The sequence below is a fragment of the Pseudomonas sp. EMN2 genome, from assembly GCF_009650555.1.
Classification (GTDB): domain Bacteria; phylum Pseudomonadota; class Gammaproteobacteria; order Pseudomonadales; family Pseudomonadaceae; genus Aquipseudomonas; species Aquipseudomonas sichuanensis.
This window is the reverse complement of the sequence record NZ_VZZR01000041.1, coordinates 1-15,879: the sequence shown is the minus strand read 5'-3', so window position 1 is coordinate 15,879 and position 15,879 is coordinate 1. Positions and strand designations below refer to the sequence as shown.

Annotated in this window: 10 protein-coding genes; 6 read left to right on the top strand and 4 right to left on the bottom strand. The window is 66.5% G+C overall.

Features of this window, described 5'->3' with window-relative positions:
- Positions 1-118 precede the first annotated feature (118 nt).
- Positions 119-613, bottom strand: a complete 495-nt coding sequence (locus F6X61_RS13940) for a GNAT family N-acetyltransferase (protein ID WP_153787117.1) — start codon at positions 611-613, stop codon at positions 119-121.
- A 60-nt stretch (positions 614-673) separates the two neighbouring features.
- The gene (locus tag F6X61_RS13935) at positions 674-1,108 is read right to left on the bottom strand and encodes a hypothetical protein (protein WP_153787116.1); all 435 of its coding nucleotides are present in this window, start codon (positions 1,106-1,108) and stop codon (positions 674-676) included.
- Between the two features lie 179 nt (positions 1,109-1,287).
- On the opposite strand from F6X61_RS13935, the gene pvdM reads away from it, so the two are divergent.
- From pvdM to F6X61_RS13905, 6 genes are all read left to right on the top strand, one after another.
- A complete protein-coding gene (gene pvdM, locus F6X61_RS13930) occupies positions 1,288-2,634 on the top strand; it encodes a pyoverdine-tailoring dipeptidase-like protein PvdM (RefSeq protein WP_153787115.1) in 1,347 nt (448 codons plus the stop codon).
- A gap of 17 nt (positions 2,635-2,651) precedes the next feature.
- Positions 2,652-3,926 (top strand): aminotransferase class V-fold PLP-dependent enzyme, encoded by a 1,275-nt coding sequence (locus F6X61_RS13925; protein ID WP_153787114.1) that lies wholly within the window; start codon positions 2,652-2,654, stop codon positions 3,924-3,926.
- Positions 3,927-3,939: 13 nt separating this feature from the next.
- The gene (locus tag F6X61_RS13920) at positions 3,940-4,830 is read left to right on the top strand and encodes a formylglycine-generating enzyme family protein (protein WP_153787113.1); all 891 of its coding nucleotides are present in this window, start codon (positions 3,940-3,942) and stop codon (positions 4,828-4,830) included.
- A gap of 110 nt (positions 4,831-4,940) precedes the next feature.
- The gene (locus F6X61_RS13915; protein ID WP_153787112.1) at positions 4,941-6,284 is read left to right on the top strand and encodes a lysine N(6)-hydroxylase/L-ornithine N(5)-oxygenase family protein; all 1,344 of its coding nucleotides are present in this window, start codon (positions 4,941-4,943) and stop codon (positions 6,282-6,284) included.
- A 12-nt stretch (positions 6,285-6,296) separates the two neighbouring features.
- On the top strand, positions 6,297-7,949 hold the full coding sequence (locus F6X61_RS13910) for a cyclic peptide export ABC transporter (RefSeq protein ID WP_153787111.1): 1,653 nt from the start codon (positions 6,297-6,299) through the stop codon (positions 7,947-7,949).
- Positions 7,950-8,155: 206 nt separating this feature from the next.
- A complete protein-coding gene (locus tag F6X61_RS13905) occupies positions 8,156-10,630 on the top strand; it encodes a TonB-dependent siderophore receptor (protein WP_153787110.1) in 2,475 nt (824 codons plus the stop codon).
- A 229-nt stretch (positions 10,631-10,859) separates the two neighbouring features.
- On the opposite strand, the gene F6X61_RS13900 is transcribed toward F6X61_RS13905, so the two are convergent.
- Complete coding sequence (locus F6X61_RS13900; RefSeq protein ID WP_153787109.1) at positions 10,860-11,819, bottom strand: alpha/beta hydrolase; 960 nt, start codon at positions 11,817-11,819, stop codon at positions 10,860-10,862.
- Positions 11,820-11,875: 56 nt separating this feature from the next.
- Positions 11,876-15,879 (bottom strand): non-ribosomal peptide synthetase (locus tag F6X61_RS13895; RefSeq protein ID WP_153787108.1); only part of this gene is annotated, 4,004 nt, incomplete at its 5' end.

Sequence of the window (15,879 nt, the reverse complement as noted above, 5' to 3'; positions counted from 1 at the left end):
AAACAGATGTGGGAGCTGGCTTGCCAGCGATGCGCCGCGCGGGCGGCGCTCGATCTCATAGGCGCTGCAAATTCATCGACATGCACCCGGCAGCCCACACCCAGTCCCAAGCCAGCCCTCACACCCTCCTGTGCATATGCGTAGTCCGCCAAACCGGATCCCCTTCCACATCCACAATGGCAAACCCCTGCCCCTCCCAGAACCGAATCGCCCCCGGCAAAAACGGATGGGTATGCAGGTACAACCACTCAACCCCCGCCCCCCGCGCCCGCTCGCGCAGCGCCGCGAACAGCGCCCCGGCCAGCCCACAACGGCGGTATTCGGGCGCAACAAACAACCGCACCACTTCCACGGTACGGCGGCCATGGTAATCGAGCTGGGCAAAGCGATGGTCATACGGCAGATACCCGATGCCCGCCACCAACCGGCCCTGGTCATGGGCGACCAGAAACAGCCCCTCCCCCTCAAGGTAATTTTCCTCGAAACAGGCAAGGTCCCTGGGCATCGGTGAATCGGCGAGCATCGGGAAAAGCCCGCGGCGGGCGGTATCGATGAAATCGACCACCTCACGGGCATTCAGGTGGGTGGCGGTGCTCAGCGTCCAGGTCGGCATCGGCGTTGCGGCGGCTCATTCATCACGGGCCGCCAGCATACCCAATCACCCCGGCGAAGGTCAGGCCACGGTGTCGACCGAACCGCCGGCACTGCTGCTGCCAAGCTTGGACAGGGTCTCCAGCAACTGCGCGGTAGCCGCCGAGATCTGCCCGATGATGGTGGTGATACTGGCCTGCTTGGCAGCGATCGCCGCCTGGCTCGCCGCGTCGTCATGCTGCTTGGCCATCATCGCGGCCAGCTGTTTCTGCTCTTCGGCCAGCTGCTTCTGCAGCCGCTTGATCATCTCGCGCAGCTCCTTGACCTCTGCAGGCTCGGAGCTCTTGTCGGTCTCGATGCTCGGCCCGGTGTCGGCATCTGCCTTGAACAGCTTGGGGTCGATCTTCAGCGGCGCGGCTTCCTGAGTGCCGCTGCCAGCCTGGGCCGTGCCGCTCTGGGCAGCATTGTTGAGGGTCGGCGCGGCGCCGGCGATGTTGATGAGCGTGAAATTGACCATGTCCCTATCCTCTGCAAGGGTCCTTCCGATGACTGCATATCGGCCGACCGCAGCGAAACATGAACGCCAACGCGTCGATAAATTTACCCCCCCGCCATTCGTCAACCTGATACCCGAACCCTGCCCGGGCGCCCGTGCGCCACCGGCAGGCTCCCGATCAGCCCTGCAACGAGATGGCAATGACCAAGACCCGTTCCCGCAAAGCCCTGTACATCGGCCTGCCCCTGGCCCTGGCGGTCGCCCTGGGCAGCGCCGCCGGCTACTTCTACTGGCAAGGCCGCGAGGCCGGTTACCCGCGCCAGATCGTCGAACAGGCCAATGCCCTGCACGAGCACATGCTCTCCTTCGACAGCCACGTCACCGTGCCGCTGGACCTGGGCAACGCCGGCAACGAGCTGGACAAGGACGGCCCGACCCAGTTCGACCTGGTCAAGGCCAACCGCGGGCGCCTGTCGGGCGCCGCGCTGACCATTTTCGGCTGGCCGGAAATCTGGAACGGCCCCAACGCCCCGCACCGCCCCACCCCCGGCTTTGTCGATGCCGCGCGCCACGAACAAGAGGTGCGCTACAAGATCATCAGCGGCATGGTCCGCGACTTCCCCAACCAGGTCGGCATCGCCTACACCCCCGCCGACTTCCGCCGCCTCAACGGCGAAGGCAAGTTCGCCATCTTCATCAGCATGCTCAACGCCTACCCGCTGGGCCATGACGTCGCCCAGCTGGACCTGTGGGCCGCACGCGGCATGCGCATGTTCGGCTTCAGCTACACCGGCAACAACGACTGGGCCGACTCCTCGCGCCCGCTGCCGTTCTTCAACGACACCGCCGACGCCCTCGGCGGCCTGTCGCCGCTGGGCGAACAGGCGGTCAAACGCCTCAACGACCTGGGCGTGATCATCGACGTGTCGCAGATGTCGACCAAGGCCCTGGAAGACGTGGCCCGCCTGTCGCGCGCACCGATGGTTGCCTCGCACTCGGCGCCCCGGGCCCTGGTGGACATCCCACGCAACCTCTCCGACCACGAGATGCAGCTGATCAAGGCCAGCGGCGGGGTGATCCAGGTGGTTGGTTTCGGCCAGTACCTCAAGCCCTTGGGCAAGCCGGTGCTGGACAAGCTCGACGCCCTGCGCGCGCGCTTCGACCTGCAACCGCTGCAAGGCCTGGCCAACGCCCTGATGCCCGGCGACGCGGTGATCGCCATCTGGCCCGAGGCGCGTTTCGGCGAATACGCAAGTTCGCTGTACGGCATCCTCGAAGAAGAACCCAAGGCCACCCTCAAACAGTACGTCGACGCCATCGACTACACGGTCAAGAAGGTCGGCATCGACCACGTCGGCATCAGTTCCGACTTCAACGACGGCGGCGGCCTGGACGGCTGGAAGGACGTGAGCGAAATCCGCAACGTCACCGCCGAACTGCTGACCCGCGGCTACAGCGAGACGGACATCGCGAAACTCTGGGCGGGCAACTTCCTGCGCGCCTGGGAACAGGTACAAAAATCCGCACAACCCGTCGCCACCCGCTGAGCAAGGCCCAACCGTTCATGACCAACCGTCGCAGTTTCCTCAAACAAGCCGGCGTCCTCGCCGCCGGCCTGCCCCTGCTCGCCCACGCCCAGGCGCCGGCCAGCACCAAGCCGCTGGCCGGCGCCGACAAATGGCGCAACCTGCGCGAGCTGTTTCCGCTCGACCCGCAGACCCTGCACTTCGCCAACTTCCTGATCACCGCCCACGCCCGCCCCGTGCAGGCGGCCATCGACCGCCACCGCGCCGACCTCGACCGCAACCCCGCCGCCCTGATGGACTGGAACAGCCAGTACGAGTGGCAGCGCGAGGACGAAGTACGCGAATGGGCCGGGCGCTACCTGGAAGTCGGGCCACGCCAGATCGCCCTGACCGGCAGCACCACCGAAGGCCTGGCGATGATCTACAGCGGCCTGCAGGTAGGCCCGAAACAGGAAATCCTTATCACCGAGCATGAACACTACTCGGCCTACAAAGCCCTGGAATTCCGCAACCGTCGCCAAGGCACCCAGGTCCGCAAGATCCGCCTGTTCGACAAGCCCTGGAACGTCTCCACCGACCAGGTACTCACCACCATCGATAAAAGCATCCGCCCCGAAACCCGGGTACTCGGCATGACCTGGGTGCACTCCGGCAGCGGCGTCAAACTGCCGGTGGGCGAGATCGGCGAACTGGTGCGCCGGCACAACCGCAACCGCAGCGAAGCCGAACGCATCATCTACGTGGTCGACGGCGTGCACGGCTTTGGCGTCGAGAACGCGCGCTTCGCCGACTTCAACTGCGACTACTTCATCGCCGGCACCCACAAGTGGATGTTCGGCCCCCGCGGCACCGGCCTGATCTGTGCCGCATCCACCGGCATGCAGCACCTCACCCCCAGCGTCGCCACCTTCTCCCGCGACGAAGACTTCGCCACCATCATGACCCCCGGCGGCTACCACGCCTTCGAGCATCGCTGGGCCACCAGCGAGGCCTTCAAGCTGCACCTGCAACTGGGCAAGGCCGACATCCAGGCGCGCATCCACCAGCTCAACAGCCTGCTCAAGGAGCGCCTGGCCGAGCATCGCCAGATCGAACTGGTGACACCGCGCAGCCCCGAGTTCTCCGCCGGTTTCACCTTCTTCCGCGTCCCCGGCAAGGACCCTGACGCCTTCGCCGCGCAGCTGATCGCCAACAAGCTCATGTGCGATGCGGTGTACCGCGATGTCGGCCCGGTCATTCGCCTGGCCCCGGGGCTGCTCAATGATGAACAGCAGATTGATCGGGTCATGGCCCTGATCACCCAGCAACTCTAGAAAAGGATCTTCCATGCGTATTGCCTTGCCTCACCTGACCCTGGCCGCCCTGCTCGCAGCCTGCAGCCTGCCGGCCCTGGCCACCACCACGCCCGCGCCCGCCCCCGCTCCAGGCACGGTGTTCCGCGACTGCACCGGCGCCTGCCCGGAGATGGTCGTGCTGCCGGCCGGCAGCTTCATGATGGGTACCCCCGACGACGAACAGGGCCGCCAGGACGACGAAGGCCCGATGCACAAGGTGACCTTCGCCAAGCCGTTCGCCATGAGCCGCTTCCAGGTCACCGCCGAGGAGTGGGACACCTACATCAAGCAGAGCGGCGCCGTGATCCACGACGGCGACGTCCGCCCGGGGCGCAAGTGCACCGCCAGCAAGCCGACCTACAAGCAAGGCCCCCGGCAGCCGGCGGTATGCATGACCTACTTCGACGTGCAGGACTACGTGCAATGGCTGTCGAAGAAGACCGGCAAGACTTACCGGATGGTCAGCGAAGCGGAACGTGAATACGCCGCCCGCGCCGGCAGTACCGGCCCGTTCCCCTTCCCCCTCGACCCCGGTGCCGACTACGAGATCAGCCAGCACGCCAACGTCTACGGGCCCAAGGACGGCTACAGCTTCACCTCGCCGGTGGGCAGCTTCCCGCCCAACGCCTTCGGCATGTACGACATGCATGGCAATGTCTACGAATGGGTCGCCGATTGCCTGCACGACAACTATGTCGGCGCCCCCACCGACGGCAGCGCCTGGGGGCATGCCACCCGCAGCGCGGACAGCTGCGAACTGGTGCAGGTGCGCGGCAACGACTGGGGCGAAGCACCGATTTTCTCCCGTTCCGGCAACCGCAACGTGATGGTCCCCCGGCGGCCCGGCGACTGGCTGGGCTTCAGGGTCGTACGCGAACTCTGAGGACCCGGCCCACGCTAAATTGTCCCCACCGCTTCTCGTTCTATCGATGTACTCCCGCAGCCCGGGGTGAGCGCCAAAGGCCTCCCCCGCCACCTCAAGGAACCGATAGCATGAGCCAGCCCCATTCCCCCCAGCAGGTCCACGACCTCATCGGCGTGGGCTTCGGCCCTTCCAACCTGGCCCTGGCCATTGCCCTGGAAGAACTCGCCGAAACCCACGGCCACGCCCTCGATGCACTGTTCATCGACAAACAGAGCGACTATCGCTGGCACGGCAACACCCTGGCCACCCAGAGCGAGCTGCAGATCTCCTTCCTCAAGGACCTGGTATCGCTGCGCAACCCCACCAGCCCCTACAGCTTCGTCAACTACCTGCACCAGAAGCAGCGCCTGGCCGACTTCATCAACCTGGGCACCTTCTACCCCTGCCGCCTGGAGTACAACGACTACCTGCGCTGGGCCGCCGAGCACTTCGCCACCCAGGCCCAGTACGGCGAAGAAGTGACCCGCATCGAGCCGGTGCTGGACGCCGGCAAAGTGCGCCAGCTGCGGGTCGTCTCGCGTGACGCCCAAGGCCGCGAACACGCCCGCCTGAGCCGCGCGGTGGTGGTCGGCAGCGGCGGTACGCCCAAGGTCCCGGACAGCTTCCGTGCCTTCAAGGATGACCCACGGGTATTCCACCACTCCACCTACCTGAGCAGTCTGGCCACCCTGCCCTGCAACCAGGGCAAGCCGATGCGCATCGCCATCGTCGGCTCCGGGCAGAGCGCCGCCGAGGCCTTCATCGACCTCAACGACAGCTTCCCCTCGGTCAAGGTCGACATGATCGTGCGCTCCAGCGCCCTCAAGCCCGCCGACGACAGCCCGTTCGTCAACGAGATCTTCGCCCCGGACTACACCGACCTGGTGTTCAACCAGGACCAGGCCGAACGTAAGAAGCTTATCGCCGAGTACCACAACACCAACTACTCGGTGGTCGACATCGACCTGCTCGAACGCATCTACGGCATCCTCTACCGCCAGAAGGTCGCCCACCAATACCGCCACGCCGTGCTCTGCCGCCGCCAGGTGCAGGCTGCCACAGCCACCGCCGAAGGCATCGAGCTGACCCTGCAGGACCTGGCCACCCAGCAGTCGCAGACCCACCGCTACGACGCGGTGATCCTCGCCACCGGCTACGAGCGCCGCTCGCACCGTGACCTGCTGGCGCCGCTGCAAGGCTACCTGCAGGACTTCAACGTCGAGCGCGACTACCGCGCCCTGAGCAGCGGCGAGCTGCAGGCGCCGGTGTACCTGCAAGGCTTCTGCGAAACCAGCCACGGCTTGAGCGACACCCTGCTGTCGGTGCTGCCGAGCCGCGCCGCGGAAATCGGTGAATCGCTGTACAAGGCGCTGGCGCAGCACGCCGAGGCCGTGCCCCTGCACGCAGCCGCCATTGCCCTCACCCGCGCCTGACAGGAAGCCTCCATGAGTCCTCAACCTCCCGGGGCGCTGCGCCAACTGCTGGGCCTGCTGCGCCCGTTCTGGCCGACGGTGACCATCGCCACCCTGCTGGGCATGCTCGGCGGCCTGAGCATCACCGCGCTGCTTGCCACCATCAACAATGGCCTGCACACCGACGGCGGCCTGCAGCAAGGCGTGGTGCTGGCCTTCATCGGCCTGTGCGTGGTGGCGCTGGTCAGCAGTATCTGCTCGGACATCGGCACCAACTATGTGGGCCAGCATGTGATCGCCGCGCTGCGCAAGCAGCTGGGCGAGAAGGTGCTGGCCGCGCCGATCGAGCAGATCGAGCAGTACCGCAGCCATCGGTTGATCCCGGTGCTCACCCACGACGTCGACACGGTCAGCGACTTCGCCTACGTGTTCGCCCCGCTGGCCATCTCCCTGACCGTGACCCTGGGCTGCCTGGGCTACCTGGCCTACCTGTCGCTGCCGATGTTCCTGCTGGTGCTGGTGGCCGTGGGTGTCGGCAGCGTCATCCAGTACGCCGCACGGGCCCGCGGCATCCGCGGCTTCGTCGCCGCCCGCGACGCCGAGGACCAGTTGCAGAAGCACTACCAGGCCATCGCCGAGGGCGCCAAGGAGCTGCGCATCCACCGCACCCGTCGCCAGCGCATGCTCAACCACGGCATCCGCGAGACCGCCGATGGCATCCGCGATACCCAGGTGCGCTCGATCAACACCTTCGTGATCGCCAAGAGCCTGGGCTCGATGCTGTTCTTCCTGGTCATCGGCCTGGCCTTGACCCTGCAGTCGATGTGGCCAGCCAACGACAAGTCGGTGATCAGTGGCTTCGTCCTGGTGCTGCTGTACATGAAAGGCCCGCTGGAGCACCTGATCACCACTTTGCCGATCATCAGCAAGGCCCAGATCGCCCTGCGCCGCATCGCCGAGCTGTCGGAGCGGTTCTCTTCGCCCGAACCGCACCTGCTGCTGGAAAACGCCCCCCAGGCCAACGACAAGGCGCTGCACAGCCTGGAACTGGTCGACGTCACCTATACCTACCCGACCAACCCCGGCATCGAGCCGTTCACGGTCGGGCCGGTGAGCTTCAAGGTCAAACCCGGCGAGATCCTGTTCATCGTCGGCGGCAACGGCTGTGGCAAGACCACCCTGATCAAACTGCTGCTGGGGCTTTACGAACCCCACCAAGGGCATGTCGCGGTCAATGGCCAGCCCGTGGTCGCCAGCAGCCGTGACGACTATCGCCAGCTGTTCACCACGGTGTTCGCCGACTACTACCTGTTCGACGAAGTCATCGGCGGCGAACAGGCCACCCCGGACGATGCGCAGAAGTACCTGGCGCGCCTGCAACTGGCGCACAAGGTCCAACTGCTCGACGGCGCCTTCAGCACTACCGACCTGTCCACCGGCCAGCGCAAGCGCCTGGCCCTGCTCAACGCCTGGCTCGAAGGGCGCCCGGTGCTGGTGTTCGACGAGTGGGCCGCCGACCAGGACCCGACCTTCCGCCAGGTGTTCTACACCGAGCTGCTGCCCGACCTCAAACGCCTGGGCAAGACCATCATCGTCATCTCCCACGACGACCGTTACTTCCCGGTGGCCGACCAGCTGCTGCGCCTGGAGCGCGGCAAAGTGGTCGCCGACGCACAAATCGCCTGACCTCGCAGGCATTCTCCCGGGGCTGCCAGGCAGCCCCATCTCCCCCTTGTAAACACCGCGCCAGCCGGCTTGCCGGTGAACACCGCCGCCCTCATTTCGGCTCTTTTCATTTTTTTTTCACAAATCCATCCGGTTTTTCATCGCTCGTTCGTTTCATTGAAAGCTAATAAAAACTATTCCCACTTAACATTCCGGAGCATCCACACGTGCAGTCCCGCCCTACCCTTTCACCGCTTGCCCGCGCCTTGTACCTCCGACGCTCCCTGTCCCTGGGTCTGCCTGCCGCTGTGATGGTCTCGGCACTGGGGACCTCGCTGGCAGCCCAGGCGCAGAGCCAGACCTACGAGTTCAGCATCGGCGCCCAGTCCCTGGCCAGCGCCCTGATGCAACTGGCCGACCAGACCGGCCTGCAGGTGCTGTACAGCCCAGACACTCTCGGCAACCTCAGCACCCCGGGCGTACGTGGCCGGCTCAGCGTGGACCAGGCCGTTCGCCAACTGCTGGGCGGCACCCAACTGCACTACACCCTCGACGGCGGTACCCTGACGGTGCTCGGCCAGGACAGCGCCGGCGCCATGACCCTGGACGCCAGCGTGGTGTCCTCCACCCGCGTCAACGACTCGCCATGGGGTGAAACCAAAGGCTACGTTGCCCGCCGTACCGCCACCGGCACCAAGACCGACACCTCGATGCTGGAAAACCCCCAGGCCATCTCGGTAGTCACCCGCGAGCGCATGGACGACATGGGCGTGCAGCGCCTGGACGAGGCACTGCGCTACACCTCCGGCGTGCGTTCCGACTCCGGCGGCGCCAACAACGCAGCCGACAACATCTACCTGCGCGGCTACGCCATTTCCTTCACCTACCGCGATGGCCTGCGCCTGCGCCCGCTGGGCTTCTTCGGCATGTTCAGCGAAGAGCCGTACGGCATGGAGCGCGTCGAAGTGCTCAAGGGCCCGACCTCGATCCTGTACGGCCAGGCCGACCCCGGCGGCATGGTCAACTCGATCTCCAAGCGCCCCACCGACTATGACCGCGGCGAGATCGGCGTTTCCGCCGGCACCGGCCACCGTCGCCAGGCCAAGTTCGATGTCAGCGGCGCCCTGGACGACGAAAAGACCCTGATGTACCGCCTGGTCGGCCTGGGCCGCGAGGCCGACGGCCTGTACGACCACACCGACGACGATCGCGGCTACATCGCCCCCAGCTTCACCTGGCGCCCCAACGACCAGACCAGCCTGACCGTGCTGGCGTCGTACCAGAAGAACAAGGCCCTGGCCCCGACCACCATCCCCTGGGCCGCCGTCAACGGCTCCAGCCCCTATGGCAAGGTGCCCATGGACCGCTTCGTCGGCGAGCCGAGCTTCGACTTCGAGGAAGTCGAAAGCACCTCGCTGGGCTACGAGTTCAGCCATGAATTCAACGACACCTGGACCGTGCGCCAGAACGTGCGCTGGAGCGACTTCGACAACCAGGAGAACTACCTGGCGCGCTCCTTCGGCCTGAGCTCGACCGGCCTGATCACCGGCCCCGATGGCGTCCCCGGTGCCTCGATCAACCGCCAGTGGCAGATCCGCCACGCCTACGGCAGCCACCTGGCACTGGACAACCAGTTGCAGGCCAGCTTCGACACCGGCCCGATCTCCCACACCGCGCTGTTCGGCATCGACTACAGCTGGAGCAAGTCGGTGCGTAACGAGCGCTGGGGCAACGCCACGCCGATCAACGTATTCGACCCGGTCTACGGCAGCCCGGTGGACACCTCGGTCAACGCCAGCTGGGTCAACAACCTGCAGCGCAGCACCCAGGTCGGCTACTACTTCCAGGACCAGCTCAAGTGGGACCGCTGGGTGCTGACCGTGGGCGGCCGCGAGGACCGCGCGCGTACCCAGACCGAAGATCGCTTCACCGACATCGAGACGGCCGACCAGCACTGGCGCGACTTCACCGGCCGCGCTGGCCTGGTATACCTGTTCGACAACGGCTTTGCGCCGTACGTCAGCTACAGCGAGTCGTTCAACCCGGTCGTAGGCACTACCGGCCCTGCCCGTGGCAGCAAGCCCTTCGAGCCAGAAACCGCCAAGCAGTACGAAGTGGGTGTGCGCTACCAGCCGCCAGGCACCGACACCCAGATCACCCTGTCGGTCTACGACCTGACCAAGCAGAACGCGGTCACCACTGACCCGCAAGACCTGTTCAACAGCATCCAGACCGGCGAGATCCGTTCCAAGGGCGTGGAGCTGGAAGCCATCACCACCGTGATGGACGACCTGAAGCTGACCGGCTCGCTGTCCTACAGCGACGTGAAAGTCACCAAGAGCAACGACGGCAACGAAGACAAGCGCCCGTTCAAGGCGCCGGCCAAGCTGGCCTCGCTGTGGGCTGACTACGCCATCCCGTTCGACCCGCTGCAGGGCCTGAGCGTCGGTATGGGCGTGCGTTACACCGGTTGGACCTTCGGCGACAGCATGAACACCTTCAAGGTGCCGTCCTACACCCTGTATGACGCTGCCGTGCGTTATGACCTGGGCAAGCTCGACCCGAGCCTGCGCGGCGCCCAGGCAGCGATCAACGTCAACAACCTGACCGACAAGTACTACGTCGCCTCGTGCTTCTTCTACCAGGCGTGCAACCTGGGCGAAGGCCGCAGCGTGATCGCCGAACTGACCTACAAGTGGTAAATCCCCCGCGTCACCGGTCCCCTGCCTGAGGCAGGGGGCCTCCTTACCCAGTGCTCGCCGATGTATACGCGGCACCTAGCAGATCGAGCGCCGCCCACGCGGCGCATCGCTGGCAAGCCAGCTCCCACCCCGACCGCGCTGACCTCAAGCCATCCGCGATCCTGTGGGAGCTGGCTTGCCAGCGATGGGGCGCGTGGCACCCCCTCCTGACTCACACCAGCGGTAACCCTCAGGCCACCCTGGCCGACGCCCAGTCCAGCAGCCCGGCATAAATCGCCCCAACCTCCTCCACCATGCCCGACATCCGCAAAAAGTCATGGGTCAGCCCATCGGCCACCTGCAGCGTCAATGCATTGCCCTGCTCACGCAGCGCCTCGGCGTACGCCAAACCCTCGTCAAACAGCGGGTCATACTCGGCCACCGCCAGGTAAGCCGGCGCCAGGCCACTCAGGTCGGCCTGCAGCAACGGCGACACCCGCCAGTCATCGGCACGCCCCGAGCCGCCCAGGTACTGCTTGTAGAACCAGCGCAGGGTCTCGGTCTCCAGCAGGTAACCCTCGGCATACCGCTGATGCGAGGCGCGTTCACGGCTGATATCGGTCACCGGGTACAGCAGCATCTGCCCTTTGGGGCGCAGTTGCAGGCGCTCGGGTTCGCGTGCGGCAACGATGGCCAGCACCGTGGCCAGGCTGGCGCCGACACTGTCGCCGGCAAAGATCACCCGCCCGGCGTCCAGTTGCAGGGCCTGGGCCTGCCCGGCCAGCCAGTTGGCCGCGCCGCGCACATCCTCCAGCGGCCCCGGGAACGGGTGCTCCGGGGCACGCCGATAGGCCGGCGCGAACACCGCAAAACGCCCACCGGCGGCCAGGCGGCGACAGATCGAGTCATGGGAATCGAGGCTGCCGACTACATAACCGCCACCATGCAGGTAGAAGATCACCGGCAGCGGCCCCTGGGCGCCCTGTGGCCGGTACAGCCGCGCGGCGAGCACCTGGCCATCGTCAAGCAGCACCTGGTGGGCGGTCACCTGCAGGTCGCCCGGCGGGGTCGGGTCGAGAATGTCCGAGGCCTGCTCGAACACCTCGCGCGCCTGGTCCACAGGCAGTTCATGCAAGGCACGGGTGGCGCCGCTCAGGCGGCCCAGTTCGGCCAGTTCGAGGAACGCGGCCAGGTCAGGATGCACAGGCATCATTCAATCCTTCAAATATGAAAAGAACCGGGCCCTGTAAACAGGGCCCGGAGGTATCAGCCTGCGATGGTCTCGAGGCTGCCAAGGTACTCATGCACAGCCTTGAGCAAGGCTGGATGACGTGGGATGGCGAAGTGCGTGGTGTTCAGCCAGTGACGTTGCGCCACCTGGCCCAGCCCGGCTTCGAACACGGCCACCGCCGCCTGGCTGGCCGCGTCACCGGCCCACCAGCAGTGGATTGGCATATCCAGCGTGGGCAGGTCGCCCTGCCGCTCGCTGAGCGCTTTCAGGCGCATGGCCACGACGAAGCCCTGGGCCAGGTCCTGGGCATCGAAGCCCGTGGCGCTGGTCAGCTGTGCCTGCACCTGGCCGATCGTCTCGGCCAACTGCGCCACCTGCAACGGCTGCGGGCAAACCACGGCCGGCAACTGTTCGGCGTCGCACTGCAGGGTCACGGCCAGGAAGCTGCGCAGTTCTTCGTCATCACTGACCAGGCTGGCGCCCTGCCCCGGAATGAAGCTGTCGACCAGGCCGACGAAGCCGACTTCCTGGCCCTGGCGCCGCAGCTCTTCGGCCACCAGCACCGCGAGCGTGCCACCCAGCGACCAACCCAGCAGCAGATACGGGCCATCGGCCTGTTTCTGGCGGATGTACTGGGCATAGTCGATGGCCATGCCCTGCAGCGAATCATCCTGCCAGTCACGGTCCAGCAGCATGCGGCACTGCAGGCCGTAGACGCTGTGGCGCCCCTCCAGCTGGCGAGCCAGCGGCTCGTAGTCGAACACCGTGCCGAAGCCGGCGTGCAGGCAGAACAGGGCCGGGCGCGCCGGGCTTGGGCTGTTGAGCAACAGCAGCGGATCCAGCGCGGCCTCCTGCTGCTCGTCATAACCACTGAGCTGGGCAATGGTCGGCCGGGTCATCAGGTCACGCAGCTTCAGCTCCAGGCCCAGGTCGCTGCGCCCGCGCAGCTTGCCGAGTACCTTGAGGATGCGCAGCGAGTCGCCGCCCAGTTCGAAGAAGTTGTCGGTCACACCAACCCGCTCGACCCCCAGCACCTCTTGCCAGACCTCCACCAACGCCTGTTCGGCGAGGTTGCGCGGCGCCTGGTAATGGCGTTCGCTGGCGCCCGGCAATGGCAGGGCCTTGCGGTCGACCTTGCCATTGGGGTTCAGCGGCAAGGCGTCGAGCACCATGATCCGGCTCGGCACCATATAGTCCGGCAACTGCGCCTGCAACGCCTCACGCAGGGCCTGCTCCGCCGGGCCATCTGCTGCGGTCACCACGTAGCCCAGCAATTGGTCGCCGCTGTCCTCGCGACGGGCGATCACCACCGCGTCACGCACCCCCGGTTGCTGGCGCAGGCGCGCTTCGATCTCGCCCAGTTCGATGCGGAAACCGCGCACCTTGACCTGGTTGTCCAGGCGGCCGAGATAGTCGAACACCCCGTCGGCCCGCTGGCGCACCAGGTCACCGGTGCGGTACAGGCGCCCACCGGCGCTGAACGGGTCGGCCACGAAGCGCTCGGCAGTCAGCCCTGGGCGGGCGTGATAACCCCGCGCCACGCCCTCGCCGCCGATGTACAGCTCACCGGCCACGCCGGTCGGCAGCGGGTTGAGGTGGGTGTCGAGCACATACAGCGTGCGCTCGCCGACCCGGGTGCCGATCGGAGCATAGGCTGCGTCGCAACGAGCGTCGGCAGCGACTTTCCACAGCAACGGCGTGACCACGGTTTCGGTCGGGCCGTAGCCATTGGTCAGGCAGCGCGGACGCAGGTTGCGCCGCACCAGGTCGAAGTTGGCCTGGGCCACCGCGTCACCGCCAAAGCAGTAGATGTCCACTGCCGGCGGCTGGCGGCCTTCGGCGAACTCGGCCAGCTGCTGCAGGTAGGCCGGCGGGAAGCAGGCGATGGTGATGGCCTGCTCGTGCAGCACTTGCCAGGTCTGCTCGGCGGTCCACAACTGGTTGTCACGCACCACCAGGCAGCCACCGCGCAGCAGGGTCGACAGCCAACGCTCCTGGGCACCGTCGAAGGCGAACGACATGAACAGCAGCTCACGGGTGTGCGAGCCCATCTCGTAACGCTCGGCGATCGCCGCGCAATGCATGGCGATACCGCCCTGGGACACCGCCACGCCCTTGGGCTTGCCGGTGGAACCCGAGGTGTAGATGAGGTAGGCCAGGTTGCCCGGGCGTGCGCTCGAGACTACCGCCTGCGCGGCGCTCGGCAACGTCGCGGTGTCCAGCTCGATGCTCAGTGCCACCGCCGTGTCGCCCAGGCGGGCACTGACGCGGCTTTCGGTGATGAGCACGCTCATCGCCGAGTCCTCGATGATCCAGTCCAGGCGCTCACGGGGGTAGTCGATGTCCAGCGGCACATAGGCCGCACCGGTCTTCATCACCGCATAGAAGGCCACGATCATCTGCACCGAGCGCTCCAGCGCCACACCCACGCGGGTCTCCGGCCCGACGCCGGCAGCCAGCAGGCGCGTCGCCAGTGCATTGGCGCGTTGCTCGAGCTGCCCATAGGTCAGGCTCTGGCCTGCGCAAGTCACAGCCTCGGCATCAGGGCGCAAGGCGGCCTGGTGGGCAATGGCATGCACCAGCAGCGGCGCAGGTTCGCCGGCGGCCAGCACGTTGCCACGCTGCAACCCGTTACAGGCCTGGGCATCGAGCACGCCCAGGCTGCCCAGGGTCGCTTGAGCGTCGTCGAGCATGGCCGACAGCAGCACTTCGAAGCTGCTCATCACCTGGGCGCAGGCCGCTTCGGTGAAGCGCTCGCGCAGGTAGAGGAACTCGATGGACAGCGTGCTGCCCAGGCTGACCGCCAGGTCCATGGCGTAGTTGGTCACGTCGCGGCCCTTGACCTCGCCGAAGCTCAGGCGATCGTCACCGGCATCGGCCAGGCGCTCGTCGATCGGGTAGTTCTCGAACACCACGATGCTGTCGAACAGCGCCTGCCCGCCCTGCCCCGACCAGCGCTGCACATCCGCCAGCGACGCGTGCTCGTGATCGCGGGCTTCCAGGTTGTAGGCCTGCAACTGCGTCAGCCACTCGCCCACCGGCAATTGCGGATCAATGGTCTGAGCGATCGGCAAGGTGTTGATGAACAGGCCAAGCATCTCGTCGGCACCCGCGAGGCTCGCCGGGCGGCCCGCCACCACGGCGCCGAAGCACACGCTCGACTGCCCGCTGTAGCGCTGCAACAGCAGCAGCCAGGTGGCCTGGATCAACGTGTTGCTGGTCACCCGCAGGCGCTGGGCCTGGGCCTTGAGGCGCGCCGTGGCGGCCGCGTCCCAGTTCAGGTACAGCGCGCCATGGCCGCTCTCGCCCGGTGCCGGCTGTGGCGCCAGGGTGCCGGCCAGCAGGGTCGGCCCGTCCAGGTCGGCCAGGCGTGCACGCCAGAACTGCTCGTCGGCCTCGGCCGACTGGCGGTGCAGCCAGTCGATGTAGTCGCGGTAGCGCCCCTGGCGCTCCGGCAGCGCCTGCCCGGCGTAGGCCTGGAACACTTCGCCCAGCAGGCGCGAGGTGCTCCAGCCGTCCATCAGGATATGGTGGCTGGTCCAGATCAGCTGGTAGGCGTCCTCGGCGGTGCGCACCAGGGTGATCCGGGTCAGCGGCGCCTGCAGCAGGTCGAAGCCCTTGGCACAGTCAGCCGCTGCCACGGTTTGCAGCGCCTCTGGGCTGACCTCGCGGTCGCGCCAGTCGATCACCTGCAACGGCAGCCTGGCCTCGCGGCGCACCAGCTGCAACGGCTGGGCGAGGGTCGCGGCGGCGCAGAAACCGGTGCGCAGGATCTCGTGACGGGCGATCACCTGGTTCCAGGCCGCCTCGAAGCGCGGCAGGTCGAGCCCTTGCACCGGCACGCTGATCTGGTTGATGTACAGGTCGGCGCCACTGCTTTCCTGGGTGTGGAACAGCATGCCCTGCTGCATCGGCGACAGCGGGTAGATGTCTTCGATCTGCGCCAGGGGCACCGGCAGGCTGTCCAGCCCGGCCATATCCAGGCCGGCCAGCGGGAAGTCCGACGGCGTCGCCGAGCGTTCCTGCAAGGTGCAGCAAT